The 14,572-nt window shown below is 56.6% G+C and carries 14 protein-coding genes; all 14 read right to left on the bottom strand.

Annotated features, from left to right (window positions below; genetic code table 11):
* Window positions 1–828, bottom strand: an 828-nt coding sequence (locus DWV48_RS09020) for an IS256 family transposase (protein ID WP_118654463.1), incomplete at its 3' end; no start/stop codon positions are given.
* A 243-nt stretch (window positions 829–1,071) separates the two neighbouring features.
* Window positions 1,072–2,283 carry a hypothetical protein gene (locus DWV48_RS09015; protein WP_118654462.1) on the bottom strand — a complete coding sequence of 404 codons (1,212 nt, stop codon included), beginning with the start codon at window positions 2,281–2,283 and terminating at the stop codon, window positions 1,072–1,074.
* Window positions 2,284–2,418: 135 nt separating this feature from the next.
* On the bottom strand, window positions 2,419–3,252 hold the full coding sequence (locus DWV48_RS09010; protein WP_118654461.1) for an SDR family NAD(P)-dependent oxidoreductase: 834 nt from the start codon (window positions 3,250–3,252) through the stop codon (window positions 2,419–2,421).
* Window position 3,253: 1 nt separating this feature from the next.
* The gene (locus DWV48_RS09005; protein WP_199588949.1) at window positions 3,254–4,264 is read right to left on the bottom strand and encodes a glycosyltransferase family 2 protein; all 1,011 of its coding nucleotides are present in this window, start codon (window positions 4,262–4,264) and stop codon (window positions 3,254–3,256) included.
* Window positions 4,265–4,269: 5 nt separating this feature from the next.
* Window positions 4,270–5,685, bottom strand: a complete 1,416-nt coding sequence (locus tag DWV48_RS09000; RefSeq protein ID WP_118654459.1) for a lipopolysaccharide biosynthesis protein — start codon at window positions 5,683–5,685, stop codon at window positions 4,270–4,272.
* Window positions 5,685–6,815, bottom strand: a complete 1,131-nt coding sequence (locus DWV48_RS08995; RefSeq protein WP_233546255.1) for a polysaccharide pyruvyl transferase family protein — start codon at window positions 6,813–6,815, stop codon at window positions 5,685–5,687. Before DWV48_RS08995 ends, DWV48_RS09000 begins: the two co-directional genes overlap by 1 nt.
* Window positions 6,816–6,875: 60 nt before the next feature.
* Window positions 6,876–7,688 (bottom strand): glycosyltransferase family 32 protein, encoded by an 813-nt coding sequence (locus DWV48_RS08990; protein ID WP_118654457.1) that lies wholly within the window; start codon window positions 7,686–7,688, stop codon window positions 6,876–6,878.
* A 165-nt stretch (window positions 7,689–7,853) separates the two neighbouring features.
* Window positions 7,854–8,831 carry a glycosyltransferase family 2 protein gene (locus DWV48_RS08985; protein WP_118654456.1) on the bottom strand — a complete coding sequence of 326 codons (978 nt, stop codon included), beginning with the start codon at window positions 8,829–8,831 and terminating at the stop codon, window positions 7,854–7,856.
* 1 nt (window position 8,832) lies between these two features.
* A complete protein-coding gene (locus tag DWV48_RS08980) occupies window positions 8,833–10,293 on the bottom strand; it encodes a sugar nucleotide-binding protein (RefSeq protein WP_118654455.1) in 1,461 nt (486 codons plus the stop codon).
* Between the two features lie 14 nt (window positions 10,294–10,307).
* Window positions 10,308–11,321, bottom strand: a complete 1,014-nt coding sequence (gene rfbB / locus DWV48_RS08975; RefSeq protein ID WP_118654454.1) for a dTDP-glucose 4,6-dehydratase — start codon at window positions 11,319–11,321, stop codon at window positions 10,308–10,310.
* 44 nt (window positions 11,322–11,365) lie between these two features.
* Complete coding sequence (locus tag DWV48_RS08970) at window positions 11,366–11,899, bottom strand: serine acetyltransferase (RefSeq protein ID WP_118654453.1); 534 nt, start codon at window positions 11,897–11,899, stop codon at window positions 11,366–11,368.
* Between the two features lie 13 nt (window positions 11,900–11,912).
* Window positions 11,913–12,809: a glucose-1-phosphate thymidylyltransferase RfbA gene (rfbA, locus tag DWV48_RS08965; RefSeq protein WP_118654452.1), complete on the bottom strand. Its 897-nt coding sequence runs from the start codon at window positions 12,807–12,809 to the stop codon at window positions 11,913–11,915.
* A gap of 19 nt (window positions 12,810–12,828) precedes the next feature.
* A complete protein-coding gene (locus DWV48_RS08960) occupies window positions 12,829–13,698 on the bottom strand; it encodes a glycosyltransferase family 2 protein (RefSeq protein ID WP_118654451.1) in 870 nt (289 codons plus the stop codon).
* Window positions 13,695–14,537 carry a sugar transferase gene (locus DWV48_RS08955; RefSeq protein WP_118654450.1) on the bottom strand — a complete coding sequence of 281 codons (843 nt, stop codon included), beginning with the start codon at window positions 14,535–14,537 and terminating at the stop codon, window positions 13,695–13,697. The genes DWV48_RS08960 and DWV48_RS08955 overlap by 4 nt, the downstream gene beginning before the upstream one ends.
* Between the last annotated feature and the right edge of the window lie 35 nt (window positions 14,538–14,572).

Here is a 14,572-nt window from a genome sequence, read left to right as displayed (position 1 = left end):
GATCCTCTCGTAGATTTGTTCAAGAAGGTGTTGCCACATCACGGCCGCCCTCTTCTGGCGGGTGGGGGCGCAGGAGGCCGCGCTCCTCATGAGGTGCACGACGCATCTCTGCCAGGCGGCCCCCGGGAACACCTCCTCGATGGCGCGCCTGAGGCCCTCGTGGGCATCCGAGGTCACGCACGCGACGCCGGAGACGCCCCTCCCGCGCAGCGACCTCAGGAAGGAGATCCAGCCGGCGTGGCTCTCCGTGTCGATCGCGTCGATCCCGAGCAGGCGGCGGTGGCCGTCCGCCCCCGCGCCTATGGCCGTGACGAGCGCGCACGACGAGACATGGCCCCCGTCGCGGCACTTGACGTGGGTTGCGTCCACCCAGATGTAGGGGAACGCCACGTCGGAGAGGTCCCGCTCCTGCAGGTCGGCCACCGTCTCGTCCAGCGACTCGCAGATCCTCGAGACCTGGCTCGAGCTCATGCGGTCGACGTCCATGGCGGACGCCACGCGCTCGACCTTCCTCGTGGAGACGCCGCACGTCACCATCTCGGAGACCGCCGCGACCACCGCCCTATCGACCCTGGAGTAGCGGACCAGCAGGTCCTCCGGGAAGTAGCTCCCGCGACTGAGCTTGGGGATGCGCAGGTTGATCGTCCCGACGCTGGTGACGAGCGCGCGCTCGCGATATCCGTTGCGCTGGTTGCCGTCGGCGCACGCGTCCTCCGCCTGCACGTCCATGATCTCGTTGACGAGGGACTCCGCCATGACGCGGACGAGCTCCCGGATGTTGACCATGCCGTCGTCGAATCGCGGCATCTCGTGGTCTAAACTGTTCATGTGGTCATCGCCTTTCTTTAGAATCAATCGATCTCGACAATTGAAGATTCTAGGCGATGGCCGCTTTCCACCCTTCAGGCGAAACGGCTCTTACACCAACATTTGGGACACGATCCCCGCTAGACAACCACTCGAGACTTATCCATATCGTAGGCAATACGCCGAATACTGTCCTCGAGAATTGTCGATGTCCTATTACCACCTGTAATGGATAGATAGAATCAGTTCATGCAAGGAAGGAATTTAGCAGGCATCAGATTCAAACACCGATTTATCTGAAAATAATAACGCAGGTCCAAATGCGACTAAGAAAATATTACAGTCGACGCGCGCTCCAAGAGTTTCACCGATACCAAATAGCAGCATCAAAGTTAATCCGAAAATAAGTGAATTCCATGTTTGCTTTCGGATCAAGACAACCATCAACGCAAGCACGCCGCCGAAGAAAATAATAGACGGAATGATGCCATAGCGAAGGAGAATATGACAGAACGCGTTGTCAACAATGAAGTTAGTAGGCTTTCCAAGCTCCCAGTAAATAGGCGCATGGCCGCTAAAGTCGGATCCAAACAGCGTCAATGGCTGCATGGAATAGTAGCTATGCGCCAGACTAAACCTATTGCTAAGCAATGTATTGAGCTGCCGCAAGGCAGGAATAGATGGGCTATACACAACCATGACCGCAAGACTCCCGGCTATAGCAACAAGAACCATCAACAAAAGAGAAAACCTAGCGATATTGCGAGAGCGCTGCGCTTTGCAATAATCGAAGACAAGGAGAAGAGGAATCTGGGCCAAGCTCATGATAGCGCTGGATCGAGAGCCTACAACAAATATGTTAATCAGGAAAGTAACGAGAATTAGGACAATATCGGGGAGCGGGTTTGCGCCGAAGCGAAGCGTTGAAAAGAAAATGCAAATTGCCATTAAATAAAATCCAAGGTAATTCGGATGCTTGAATCCATATGCAAATCGCATCTCACCGGAGCGAACAAAGAGTCGGTTCTCAATCAACCCGAGTTCGCAACAAGTGACCGTAAGAACGAAAAGCATCGAAATCACGCTCAACGATATGGCAGCAAGAGTCCTTATCCTTACCTTGTCCGAGCACACAACAAAGAGGCAAAGCCAAAAGAACCAGTTTTCACCGCTGCTCCGCCACGATTTATAGCCAATCAGCACAACCGCGAGGGCAAGAAGCCAGCCGGAGAAAGAAGCTCTCTGCGAAACGAACTTGAATAAAAGTAGGAATAGAATAATAATTTGACAGAATTTAATAACTTCCTGTCTGTCGACGCCAAACACTTCATAGAAGGTCGTGAGCTCGATAAAACTGCATATAGAGTACAGTGTGAAGGCAACGTAATAACCGAAAAGAGCTGCATCAACTTGGCCAAGACGGACGTGCTCAAAGCCGGCGTTTTTTATATCAGTGATGTTAAGCCGTGTGTTCATATAATTCCGTATGGTTGAGTTTCCAATAAAAGGGCATCTGCTAATGCACGCCCTGGCTTTCAAATCAAAAAGTAGCGTTCATCTCCGCTGTCCAAATTTGAACCGAGCGGCATTCCGTCGACTCAAATTGCATCGCTAACGGATCTCGATGCCGCCTCTTCCACCAGAAACAAGGATCGTCTCCCCAACTACCATGTCTCCGGAAGGACCAACGAGCATTTTCGCCCATTCAGCTATCTCGGTCGGCGTGGCGAGACGCCCGACGCCATTTTCACCCGAGGTGATCGCATCCCCCTCTTTCACACCAATCAATGGCGTCGCAGTCGAACCGGGCGCGATTCCGTTCACGACGATGCCGTGGGGAAGCAGGGTCTTTGCAAGCCCTTGCGTCAGACCCTTCAAACCCCATTTTGAGAGGCCGTACGGAGACCAAGCAGGCTCAAAGCCGCGAGAGCTGTTCACGAAGAGAATATGCCCCCTTGTGCCCGAATCAATCATCTCTCGTGCTACGGCGCGAGAGATGAAGAACGCACCCCGCAAGTTGACGGACATGACCCTGTCGTACTCCTCCGGCGTCATGGTCCAGAAATCAACACCATCGGTATGGACACCGGAAGACTCCACGAAGATATCAACTCTGCCGAAGGCCGCCTTTGCCTCAGCTACGACATCGACCGCCGCATCGGCGTCGGACGCGTCCATCACGACATATGCAACATCCTCGGTATGACCAAGCTTCTGTCGACAGGCCTCGAGCTTCTCCGCCCTGGTGCCGCCGAGAACTACCTTGGCACCGGAATCAAGAAGAGCTCCCGCGATGGCCATACCTATGCCGCCACTCCCCCCGGCGATGAAGGCGACCTTGCCCTCTAGCGCCCTGTCCGAATCGACGATCTTCTGGACGGGCAGTATCTCCTTAGCCCGCAGAGCCTTAACAGCGTTCTTTGCAGCGGTCTTTATCCCGAACATGTTAGTTCCCCCCGTTCTTGGCAGCCTGATCCCGTTTACGCGCCTCAGTTTCTCTCCTCAAGTCGCGCTTCGCCCAGCAGACTGGGAAAAGGCCTTTCATCAGCATCTTCGCTTTACTCTTCGGCCTCATCTCGGACTTCAGCAGGACGCCCGGCAGGCGCTTCCGCATGTTCCTGATACAGTCGCTGTAGAGGTCTGCAAGTTCGTTCTGTCGACCGGTGGCAATGATCAAGAACAACGTATACCCGTAGTTCTTCCAGATGTGCCAGTCGCACGCGTTGATCGTCTTCGGGGTGCGTATGGTAAGGCTGTCCTTGATGAACTTGATATTCTCGAGCGCGTTGGTCCCCATCTCAACGTTGTAGTGAGTAAGCCCGCTGTTCTCGTTGTCAAGACGGTAGTAGTAGATGCGGCGGTGTCCCATGGCGACCTTACCCGCCGCCTGTGCAGCCATGGTAGCGTAGTAGAGCCCCTCGCCAGACCACTTAGTACTGAAGGTAATTCCGGCGTCCTTTAGCGACTTCATGCTATACATCTTGTTCCAAGGTCCGATGGGAATCCAAGGATAGATGATCTCTGCAATAGCCTCCTCCGAGGTCAAATCGACGACCTTGTCCTCCTCGTTCTGTTTGAGATCCCGCGTGGTGAACACCGAGTCTGTCATCGACATGTTCACGCCCGGGCGCTGGATCAGCCTCAGCAGGTACTCGATGTAATCGGGGGCGAGCCAGTCGTCGCCGTCGATGATGACGAGGTACTCGCCCCTCGCCAACTCTATTCCCTTGTTGCGGGCGTCGCAAGTCCCCCCGTTCGGCTTGTGAATCACGCGTATTCGGTGATCCTCCGCAGCATAGCGGTCGCAGACCGCGCCGCTCTCGTCGGGAGACCCGTCGTCCACGAGGATGACATCGAGGTTCGGGTAGGTCTGCCGAATGATCGATGTGATCAGTTTGTCGAGAAACCTCTCTGATTTATAAATGGCAACGACTATGGAAACCAACGGCTTATCCACTTGAATCACTTTCCCTTCTTGACGACCGAGCGCCCCTTGCGAAGCACCGCGAAAACTTCTCTACGGTAGAGGACGACGATGATAACGACGAGCACGGCCTCGCAGGAGTGAACCGCCACGAGGCTGAGCGGTGTAAAGAACAGAACCGCCTGCAGCACAAGCAGAGCATAGGAAACGTAGTCTCTAATGATGTTGATCCTGATTCTCATATAGCTCTTGAGCTTCTGTACTCTCATGAACCATGTCACCCAATAGCTCACGAACGTGGCGACAGCGGCGCCAAGCGCCCCTATGAAAGGCACTGTTAAAATGTTCAGCGCGATATTCACGACAGCGCCGACGACCGAGGAACGCGCAAACTCCTTGGAGTCCTTGACGGCGGCGAGAACTCCTCCCACGTACCCGGCGAGCGCACCGAAAACGATGGAGATTGTCAGGAAGGGCGCGTACTGCCACGCCGCGTAGAACTCTTTCGCATAGAGAATCCTCGCGAGCAGCAGGTTGCATGCGATGATGAAGGAACAGACGACGACCATCGCACAGTTATATGCGGCGTACATGTTCGAGAAGAAGCCGTTAGAGTCCTCTGGATCGAACTCCTCGACAGCGGAAATCGTCCATGCCTGCCCTACCACTGTCTGCACGATGCTAAGGATACTGGGAATCTTCGACGCCACGGAGTAGATGCCGTTCGCAGCAACGCCGCAGAAGAACGTCACGACATAGCGGTCCGAGACGTTGGTGACCCACCATGAAATAGAGTTAGCCATCATAGGACGGCTGTAGATAAGCATCTCGTGTTCGAGCTGTTTATCGACGTGGAACGGATTGACACCGTGCAGTTTGAGCCGCATCAGCAGATAGACGCACTGAAGAAGTGGCCCGACGATATTCGCAAGGAAATACCCGGAAAGACCCCACTGAAAGACAACAAGGAAGACGATGTTGCAACCGATAATCAGAGCGCTGCACATCACGCTCGAGACGGCGATATCAGTGAACCTGTTGATACCGCGGACATAGTAGAGGACGATGCCCGAGAGTGCCTGGCTCACATAGAGAAGCAAGACGAGGGGACTGAGCTCGACGAGCACGGGGGAGACACCAAAGACGGAGTTGGCGATAAGCACCAAAACGACCGGAACAAGCGAAATTAGGAAATGTCTGATGCCAATGCTCAAGACCCCGCCCTTGTCGACGTTCTTGTCCATCGAGAAGCGCAGAACCGCGTCAACGACGTTCTGTGTCAGCAACGGGACAAGTACGCCAATCGTAGTGACGGCAATGTCGTAGGTGCCGTACTCGTTGGTAGTGAGCACGCTCGTGTACAGTGGCACCAAGAGGAAGCTGAGGATCTTAGTTCCGAAGTTCGCGAGAGTCAGAAGACCGACGTTCTTGGCAAAGGAGCGATAGCCCGCCACTAGTGATCACCAGCCCTATCCGCCGTTGCCCACGCCAAAGCAGAACGAAGGTAGCCGATAGACTCGCTCCTTTTCGCCTCGATACGCCGGTTTATATAGGAATAATCGAGAGACCCCCCGACATGTTTTTCCCATTCGCCAAGCTCGTGGCGCGGCAGGAGGGCATCTTCGGCCCCGGCCATCTCAAGGAAGCTATATATGCGAGTGTTCTGCGAATCACTGCTGTTAGGGTCGAACCGCTCGAAGGCGATAAAATCCTTCTGAAAAATAGTCGAAAAAACCATGCCGTGAAAAGAGTCGGTACAGACAAGATTCGCATGAGACACCAATGAGAGGAACTCCGCGGGGCCAATAGGAAAGCGAGCGCAATAATCCAGTTTTTGGTCACGTTTGAAAACGGGAACAAGCACCGGCCTGAGCCCATTTGCTCGAGCGATTTCCTGAGCACATTTTAAGTTGCAATTATCAGATCCGAGAAGATAGATCAGACAGTAGGGTTCATTCTCGCTAATTTGAGTAGCGAACCTTTCCCACTCTTTTCCCTCTAGGAGCAGAGTCGGATCCAAAACAACCGGAGGTTTACGACCGGTGCACTTCTCAACGATATCGACCGCGCTTGCTTCCCTAACTCCGATGGAATTGAATCTTCGAAGTAAAGAAGCTATCTGATCCCCGGAAGAAAATGGCTCTAATGAATCACATCCAAAACTCGGGGCATAGGCGACCATGCGTTGGCTATCTGCAACGAAATCCAGATAATACGACGAGTCGAAGCAGCGAGGAGACCATATCTGATCACTACCGCAGACATAAGCATCAAAGCAATTAGAAAACAGCGAGAGCGCTTCCTTCGATTCAAGGTCATCCGCTAGAGTCAAGAATCGTGAAACGAAACTATTGAAAAGCTGTGACTTATCTGTATAGTTAGCTGGGAATGTGCCGCGCGCATTATTAGCAATTTTCCTGATAGCTTTACTGACAAAGCTCAGTCGAGAACCCTCATGAGTTGCTCGTCCGAAACTGGGATCGTATGCAATGTCGACCGCTTTATAGCCCAAATCACTTATCACGCGATTCAAGGCAACCGCCTGAAGCACACTGCCGTAGTTCTCATATGAATACCATGTCATTATACTTACTGTTTTCATTGCACACCAGTTCGATAAAGGCAAATAATGTTACTTAGTTTTCTATTTCTTTTTCTTAAGACGCCTGATCACACGCTTAATGTCCAAAGAGAGCGCTACAGAAATAATCTTTGCCGGCGTTTCTTCTACGCCGTGCATCAACAGCCATCGGTTAACGGAATGTTGGAACTTCTCCTGAGGGGTAAACCACGACATCTTAAAATGATGTATTGACCGGGTGTTATCAGTAAAATTGACTTCACCAGTCAAATGGTTTTTTGGGTTGAAATACTCAGACGGATAAATCGAAATACCCGCAACTTCCTGCATTCCCTTAGTTTTATTCAGACCGAAGCTTTCGAGAATTTTAGTTGTTCGGTAAACAACAGTTGTTCTATCGAAATCGCCGTCAGCCAGCAAAAAACTACTCGATTCATATGAATCGAGAACTTGCCGATATATAGGAAGACCCGGTGTACATCCCATACCAAGACCAGGATTTACCGCCATAACAAGCCCGTCTTCCATATTAGAAGAAGTCATGTTTCCATAATCAGTTTCAAAACCTAGAAAGGGTCCTTTTGATAGCAAATCATCGATTGGTTTAACGAGCTCAACATCGGTATCGAAATAAAGTCCACCATATTCATACAGGATTTTGAATCGAGCATAATCAGATACAAAAGCCCACTTTTGCACACTGAAGGCTTCCCTAACATAGGCGCAACAGTCAATATCAAAATTACTCTCGTTCCAGCACTTTATTTCGTATCCAGGAAGATATTTTTTCCAAGATTCGATGCAGCTCAATTCATTTGGGCCAAGAGGAGAGCCACCAAACCAGCAATAGTGAATTATCCTTGGAATATCCGCCATTTTATCCTCCAAAAAAAAGTCGATATCTCCCCTGTTTTCAAATAAATTAAGCCTGCAGATTGGATTACGCCTATGAGGAAGATATTTCGAAAAACATGACGGTGCCCAAATCAAAACCAATCCCCTGGGCACAATTGCCACCCGCACGAGCAAAATGAAGTCTTTTTATCTATCCTCTCGCAGCTTGCAATATGCATTCCAGGCGAAACGATAAAAGTGAAGACCAAATCGCAACGCATAAAGAGCTACCCTATCCCTGCGTGGAGTACGTGAATTGGATAGAACACGTAGAGAGTGTTCTTTTACGGTATCAGATAGTGTCTTTGCGCGCAGGAGATGATCTCGACTGTTCAAATCAATTGAACGAAGGACACTAAGATAATGAAAAACAAGGTAACGCTCAGCCGCCATACTTATATCAGCATCGCCAAGAGCATCCAAACCCTCATAAGCATCCAAAGCAAGGTCGGAACGATCGAATATGCTATTGCTTACCTGATGAACAATAGAACCTTGGCGCATAACGTAGTTATAAAGTGGTTGCTGTCCAACAGCAACTTTGCTCGACTCTGCAATAAAGCGCCACGTCGTATCCACATCTTCATAATGCTTGCCTACGGGATACTTAATCCCGCTCCTTGTAAGCTCCACTCTGTAAAGCTTACAAGGAGCGCATACATTAATCCGCTCCTGATATAGAAGGGACAATAACGCCTCTTTGCTATCCATAACAAGAGCTTCAGCACTTGGGCGTCGCCAAGGATATCTCTTATCACCTAGGCACTTATTAAAATAACAAGTCGAGATGTCCGCATCGTTCCCCACAAGTAAAGAGTAGAGATATTCAAGATAAGATTCCTCAATCCAGTCATCTGAATCAATGAAAGTAACATACTTTCCTATTGCATGCTTAACTCCGTAATTACGTGCATCAGAAAGCCCGCCGTTGGTTTTATGGAAAACTTTGACACGGGCATCATCGACAGCCAGTTTATCCGCAAGCTCCCCAGAGCCATCAGTAGACCCGTCGTCGATAAGCAGCAACTCAAAATCCTCGAAGGACTGTACTAGAACAGATTCCACGCATTTCTGAAGATATGAAAATACATTATATATAGGAACGACAACGCTAATTTCAGGCATTCTACACTCCAGGTGCTTCTAAGTAACAAGAGAGCTCTTCCTCCCAGTCGGGCATATGGAAGCCGACCGACTCGAGCTTGGACAGGTCGAGTGCGGAGTGGACCGGGCGCGGTGCGATGGGGCCCTCGGCACTCGCGTAGTAGTCGGCGGTCGACACCGGCACGACCCTGTCGCCGTTGCCGTTGGCGGCCCCGAAGACGGCGCGGGCGATGTCGGCCCAGCTCCTCACGGCGCCGGAGCCCGTGCAGTCGTAGGTGCCGTAGGGGGCCTTCGCGTCCAGCACGTGGAAGATGGCCGCGGCCATGTCGCGCGTGAAGGTCAGGCGGCCCAGCTGGTCGTCCACCACGGTGACCTTGTCCAGCTTGTCGTCCGGGTCGGCGACGCGGTCGGACAGCCCCTTCATGGTCTTGACGAAGTTGTGGCCCTCGCCGATGACCCAGGAGCTGCGCATGATGTAGTGGCGCGGGCAGCCGGCCACGGCGATGTCGCCGGCGGCCTTGGTCTGGCCGTAGACGGAAAGCGGGCTGAGGGGCTCGTCCTCGTCATGCACCTCGGCGGTGCCGTCGAAGACGTAGTCGCTGGACACGTGCACGAGGGTGATCCCGTGCCCGGCGCAGGTGCGGGCGAGAAGGGCGGGGCCGGTCGCGTTGGCCTTCCAGGCGGTCACGCGGCCCTCGGGGGTCTCCGCTTTATCCACGGCCGTGTAGGCGCCGCAGTTGATGACGGTGCCGTAGAGTGACCAGTCGTACTGCGCGTAGGCGTCCGGGTCGGACATGTCGAAGGTGTCGATGTCGCAGAAGTCGAAGTCCTTCGCGACGCCGCGCTCCTCGGCCAGCGCGCGCACCGCGCGGCCCAGCTGGCCGTCGCAGCCGGTGACGAGCGTCCTCTTGGGCGCCATGGGGACGACGTCCTTGAGCATCGGGTGGCCGAGGTCGGCCTCGGAGACGGTGGCCCGGTCCAGCGGGATGGGCCACACGATGGCGAGCTCGGGGTCGGCGAGGTTCACGAAGGTGTAGGTCCTCTTGAGCTCGAGGGACCAGTGGGCGTCCACCAGGTAGGTGTAGGCGGTGCCGTCCTCCAGGGCCTGGAAGGAGTTGCCCACGCCGCGCGGGACGTAGATGGCCCTACTCGGGTCGAGCGTGCAGGTGAACACCTTCCCGTAGGTGGCGCTGCCCTCGCGCAGATCCACCCAGGCGCCGAAGACCGAGCCGCGCGCCACCGAGATGAACTTGTCCCAGGGCTCGGCGTGGATGCCGCGGGTGACGCCGCGTCTGTCGTTGTAGGAGATGTTGTTCTGGACGACCCTGAGGTCCGGGATGCCCAGGGCGCACATCTTGGCGCGCTGCCAGTTCTCCTTGAACCAGCCGCGCGAGTCGCCGTGGACGGCGAGGTCGACGACCTTCAGGCCCCCGATGCCGGTCTCGGCGACGGAGAGGTCCTTCTCAAATGCGATGTCTGCCATAGGTCTATCCCCTCCTACTGGCCCTGGGCGCGGTAGCGGGCCTCGGTGGCCTCCTTGGCGGGGCGCCACCAGGACTCGTTGGCCACGTACCAGTCGATCGTCTGCTTGAGCCCCTCGGCGAAGTCGGTGTGCGCCGGCCTCCAGCCGAGCTCGCGCTGGAGCTTCGTACTGTCGATGGCGTAGCGGCGGTCGTGGCCGGGGCGGTCGGCGACCCAGTCGAAGTCCTCGGGGTCGCGTCCCATCGCCTCGAGGATCATGCGCAGGACCGTGATGTTGTTCCTCTCGCCGTCGGCGCCGATGAGGTAGGTCTCCCCCATGCGGCCCTTGGTGAGGATGTCCCAGACGGCCGAGGAGTGGTCCTCGGTGTGGATCCAGTCGCGGACGTTCTCGCCGCGGCCGTAGAGCTTGGGGCGCACGCCGTCGACGATGTTCGTGATCTGCCTGGGGATGAACTTCTCCACGTGCTGGAAGGGTCCGTAGTTGTTGGAGCAGTTGGAGATCGTGGTGCGCAGGCCGTAGGTGCGGGTCCAGGCGCGCACGAGCATGTCGGAGGAAGCCTTGGTCGAGCTGTACGGAGAGGACGGCTTATAGGGCGTCTCCTCGGTGAACTTCGCCGGGTCGTCGAGCGCCAGGTCGCCGTAGACCTCGTCGGTGGAGACGTGGTGGTAGCGGATGCCGTGTTTGCGGACGGCCTCCAGCAGGCGGAAGGTGCCCTCCACGTTGGTGCGCAGGAACGGCTGCGGGTCGGCGATGGAGTTGTCGTTGTGGCTCTCGGCGGCGTAGTGCACGATGGCGTCGTGGCCCGGGACGATGCGGTCCAGCAGCCCCGCGTCGCAGATGTCGCCCACGACGAGCTCCACGCGCTCCGCGGGCAGCCCGGCGATGTTCTCGGGGTTGCCGGCGTAGGTCAGCTTGTCCAGGACGGTGACGTGCACCCCGGGGTGGTTGTCCACGACGTAGTGCACGAAGTTGCTGCCGATGAAGCCGCAGCCGCCCGTGACGATGATGTTCCTGGGTTCACAAAGCATGCTATTCACTAAAAAATCTCCTAAAGAAAACTAAGTGGATTAACCTAAGAATCTTCCGTCCACCTGCGCTTAACGTACCTTCCAGGGTTGTCAAAATTGAGAACCTTGGCGTAATTACCCGCTGCCGTAGCATTGTCAGGAATATCCTTCGTAACGACACTACCAGCGCCGATTGTGACGTTAGACCCAATCACCACATCCTCCACTATGCAAACCCCAGGACCGATGTAGACGTTGTCCCCAATTGTCGCTGCCTTTCCCTCATTAGAACCGATGGTGGTAAATTGCGAAAGATTAACGTTGTTCCCAATTACCGCAGTGGGATTGATGACAACAGGGCCGTCGTGTCCAATGTACAGCCCGCGGCCAATCTGCGTCGCCCGGTCTATCTTGAAATCCCGCCTATTGCGAAACAGCCAGAGCACCCCCCCCCAGAATCTTTCAACCCCACGAGAATTAACGAGCCGAAAAGCAACCTGCCAGCGAAAAGCCCTATTTCTCAAATATTGGTTCAGGAAACCCCAAAAACGGGGCTCGGATCCATATCTAACCAAATCACTCTTGATGAAGTCATTCATTGTCGCATCATCCTTAATCGCGCGGGCTGTTGACGATCTCGCCGGCGGCGACCTTCTTCAGGTGCTGCCCGTAGACCGACTTGCCGTAGGCCTCGGCGGCCTCTTCGAGCCCGGCGGTCGTGATCCAGCCGTTCTCCCAGGCGATCTCCTCGGGGACCGAGACCGGCAGGTCCTGGGAGTGCTCCACGGCGCGGACGAACTCCGCGGCCTCGTGCAGGCTCTCCATGGTGCCGGTGTCCAGCCACGCGTAGCCGCGGCCGAGGGTGACCACGGACAGCGTCCCCTCCTCCAGGTACATCTGGTTGAGCGTGGTGATCTCGAGCTCGCCGCGGGTGGAGGGCTCGACCCTATGCGCCTTGGCGGCCACGTCGCCCGGGTAGAAGTACAGGCCGGTGACGACGTAGGAGCTCTTGGGCTCGGCGGGCTTCTCCTCGATGGAGACGGCACGGCCCTCGCGGTCGAACTCCACGACGCCGAAGCGCTCGGGGTCGTCCACGTGGTAGCCGAATACCGTGGCCCTCCCCGACTCGGCGTTCTGGACGGCGCGCGTCAGGTGGCGGGACAGGCCGTTGCCGTAGAAGATGTTGTCGCCGAGCACGAGGGCGCACGGCTCGCCGGCGATGAACCCCTCGCCGATGGTGAAGGCCTGGGCTAGGCCATCTGGGCTGGGCTGCTCGGCGTAGGACAGGTTCACTCCGTAGCGCGAGCCGTCCCCGAGCAGGCGCTCGAAGTTGGGCAGGTCGGTCGGAGTGGAGATGACCAGGATGTCCCGGATGCCCGCCAGCATGAGGGTGGACAGCGGATAGTAGATCATCGGCTTGTCGTAGACCGGCAGCAGCTGCTTGCTGGTGACGGTGGTGAGCGGGTAGAGGCGCGTTCCGCTGCCGCCCGCGAGGATGATGCCCTTCATGAGAGGTCTCCTTAACTAATTATTTTGCGGACCTTCGACCGATCCTGTTTCCAGCTAGCCTTGCGGCGCAATCGAACCCGAACGCCACGAATTCCCCGAGCCGCCCCTCTCGGAGCAGCTGCGCGGAGACGGCCTTCACGAGTCTCCCTCCCTCGCCGATCTCCGACGCGCCCATGAGCTCGCCGGCGTGGGCCGCGAGGAAGGCGCCGACCTCCCGGTTGCGCCTGAACTGCTGTCCGGGAGTGAGGTTGTGGGAGTGGTAGACGGCGGCAGAGGGCTCGTACGCGACCTTATGGCCGGCGGCGATAAAACGCGCCGCCATGAGCATGTCCTCGTTGGTGTTGACCGGGGCGAACCCGCCGCACTCCATGTAGGCAGTCCTGCGGTAGGCCGAGCACACATCGGATGCGAAAAACGTCTTTATTCCGTAGCTCGGCAGGTCCTCCGCGCCCCTCACGGATGGCTCGTCCGGGTAGTTGAACGCGCGCACGAGCTGCTCGAAGCGGCGGGCGTCGGGCTTGGGAAGCTGCCTGCCGGACACCAGGGCGATCGTCTTGTCGGACCCGAGCGGAGCGGTGAGCCTCTCTATATAGCGATCGCCCGCCGGCACCGCGTCCTGGGTCATGAACAGGGTGTAGTCGCCGACAGTCCTCATAAACGCCCTGTGCCGCGTGGCGCCATGGTTGAACTCGGTGCGCTCGATGACGTCGAGCGAAACCCCTCGGCCGGCGTATGACGCCACGATGTCCTGGGTGGCGTCTTCCGACGAGGAGTCCACGACGAGAATCTCGCCCGGCACAACCGTCTGGGACAGGAGGCTGTCCAGCAGCCCCCCGATCTCGCGCACCTCGTTGAGCGTCGGTATGACCACCGATACCGAAGCCGTCACTTCCCCGTCCTCTCCACGAACATGGCCTTGAACGTGCGGACGAAGATCCTGAGGTCGAGCGCCAGGCTCGCGTGGCGCACGTAGAAGAGCTCGAGCATCTGGCGATCGCCGTTCTCCCAGGTCGCCTCGTTGCGCTCGGTCACCTGCCACCAGCCGGTGATGCCGGGCTTGCAGGAGAGAAACTCGTCGCGCGCGTCCCCGAACTCGTAGGTCTCCTCGAGGGTCACAGGCCTGGGGCCGATCACGGACAGGTCGCCCGTGAGCACGTTGATGAACTGCGGCAGCTCGTCCAGGCTCGTCCGGCGCAGGAGGCGCCCCACGCGCGTGACGCGCGGGTCGTCGTCGAGCTTCTGCTCGCGCCTCCAGGTCTCCAGCTGCTCGGGCGTCATGTACCGCTCCGGGTTCGAGTGCGCGTCCGGCACCATGCTGCGCAGCTTCCAGATGTAAATCCTCTTGCCGCCGCGCCCGATGCGCTCCTGGCGGAAGAAGGGCCTGCCCGGGCTGTCGATGCAGATCGCGGCGCACACCGCGGCCACGGGGATCGTCAGGACGGCGCAGACCCCCGCGGAGAAGCAGATGTCGAACGCCCGCTTGACGAAGCGGTAGCCGGCGCCGCCGGGCTTTGGCGCGGGCACGGTGTCGTCCGGCGGCGGGCACTGGAACTCGCCGCGCGCGTAACGGCGCACCGAGCGCTCCTCTTGCTTGGCTGATTCTCTTGTTCCTGCAATGGGAATGGTTGTGGGAGCTGGAACGACCGTGGACTCAACGCCCCTCGTAGCCGAATCGTCGAGCGCGGCCACCTCAGGGCTGTCTACAGGTTGCACAGGGAGCTGCCCCATTACAGTCTGAAATAGGCCATCGATAAATTTCGATG

Source organism: Collinsella sp. AF08-23, assembly GCF_003479805.1.
Taxonomy (GTDB): domain Bacteria; phylum Actinomycetota; class Coriobacteriia; order Coriobacteriales; family Coriobacteriaceae; genus Collinsella.
The sequence above is the reverse complement of the archived record's forward strand: the minus strand, read 5'-3'. Positions and strand labels throughout refer to the sequence as shown.

Excerpts from the sequence above, each read along its gene's own strand:
- DWV48_RS09015 (WP_118654462.1), bottom strand. The coding sequence starts at position 2,283 with ATGAACACACGGCTTAACATCACTGATATAAAAAACGCCGGCTTTGAG.
- DWV48_RS09010 (WP_118654461.1), bottom strand. The coding sequence starts at position 3,252 with ATGTTCGGGATAAAGACCGCTGCAAAGAACGCTGTTAAGGCTCTGCGG.
- DWV48_RS08995 (WP_233546255.1), bottom strand. The coding sequence starts at position 6,815 with ATGACATGGTATTCATATGAGAACTACGGCAGTGTGCTTCAGGCGGTT.
- DWV48_RS08990 (WP_118654457.1), bottom strand. The coding sequence starts at position 7,688 with ATGGCGGATATTCCAAGGATAATTCACTATTGCTGGTTTGGTGGCTCT.
- DWV48_RS08985 (WP_118654456.1), bottom strand. The coding sequence starts at position 8,831 with ATGCCTGAAATTAGCGTTGTCGTTCCTATATATAATGTATTTTCATAT.
- DWV48_RS08980 (WP_118654455.1), bottom strand. The coding sequence starts at position 10,293 with ATGGCAGACATCGCATTTGAGAAGGACCTCTCCGTCGCCGAGACCGGC.
- rfbB (WP_118654454.1), bottom strand. The coding sequence starts at position 11,321 with ATGCTTTGTGAACCCAGGAACATCATCGTCACGGGCGGCTGCGGCTTC.
- DWV48_RS08970 (WP_118654453.1), bottom strand. The coding sequence starts at position 11,899 with ATGAATGACTTCATCAAGAGTGATTTGGTTAGATATGGATCCGAGCCC.
- rfbA (WP_118654452.1), bottom strand. The coding sequence starts at position 12,809 with ATGAAGGGCATCATCCTCGCGGGCGGCAGCGGAACGCGCCTCTACCCG.
- DWV48_RS08955 (WP_118654450.1), bottom strand. The coding sequence starts at position 14,537 with ATGGGGCAGCTCCCTGTGCAACCTGTAGACAGCCCTGAGGTGGCCGCG.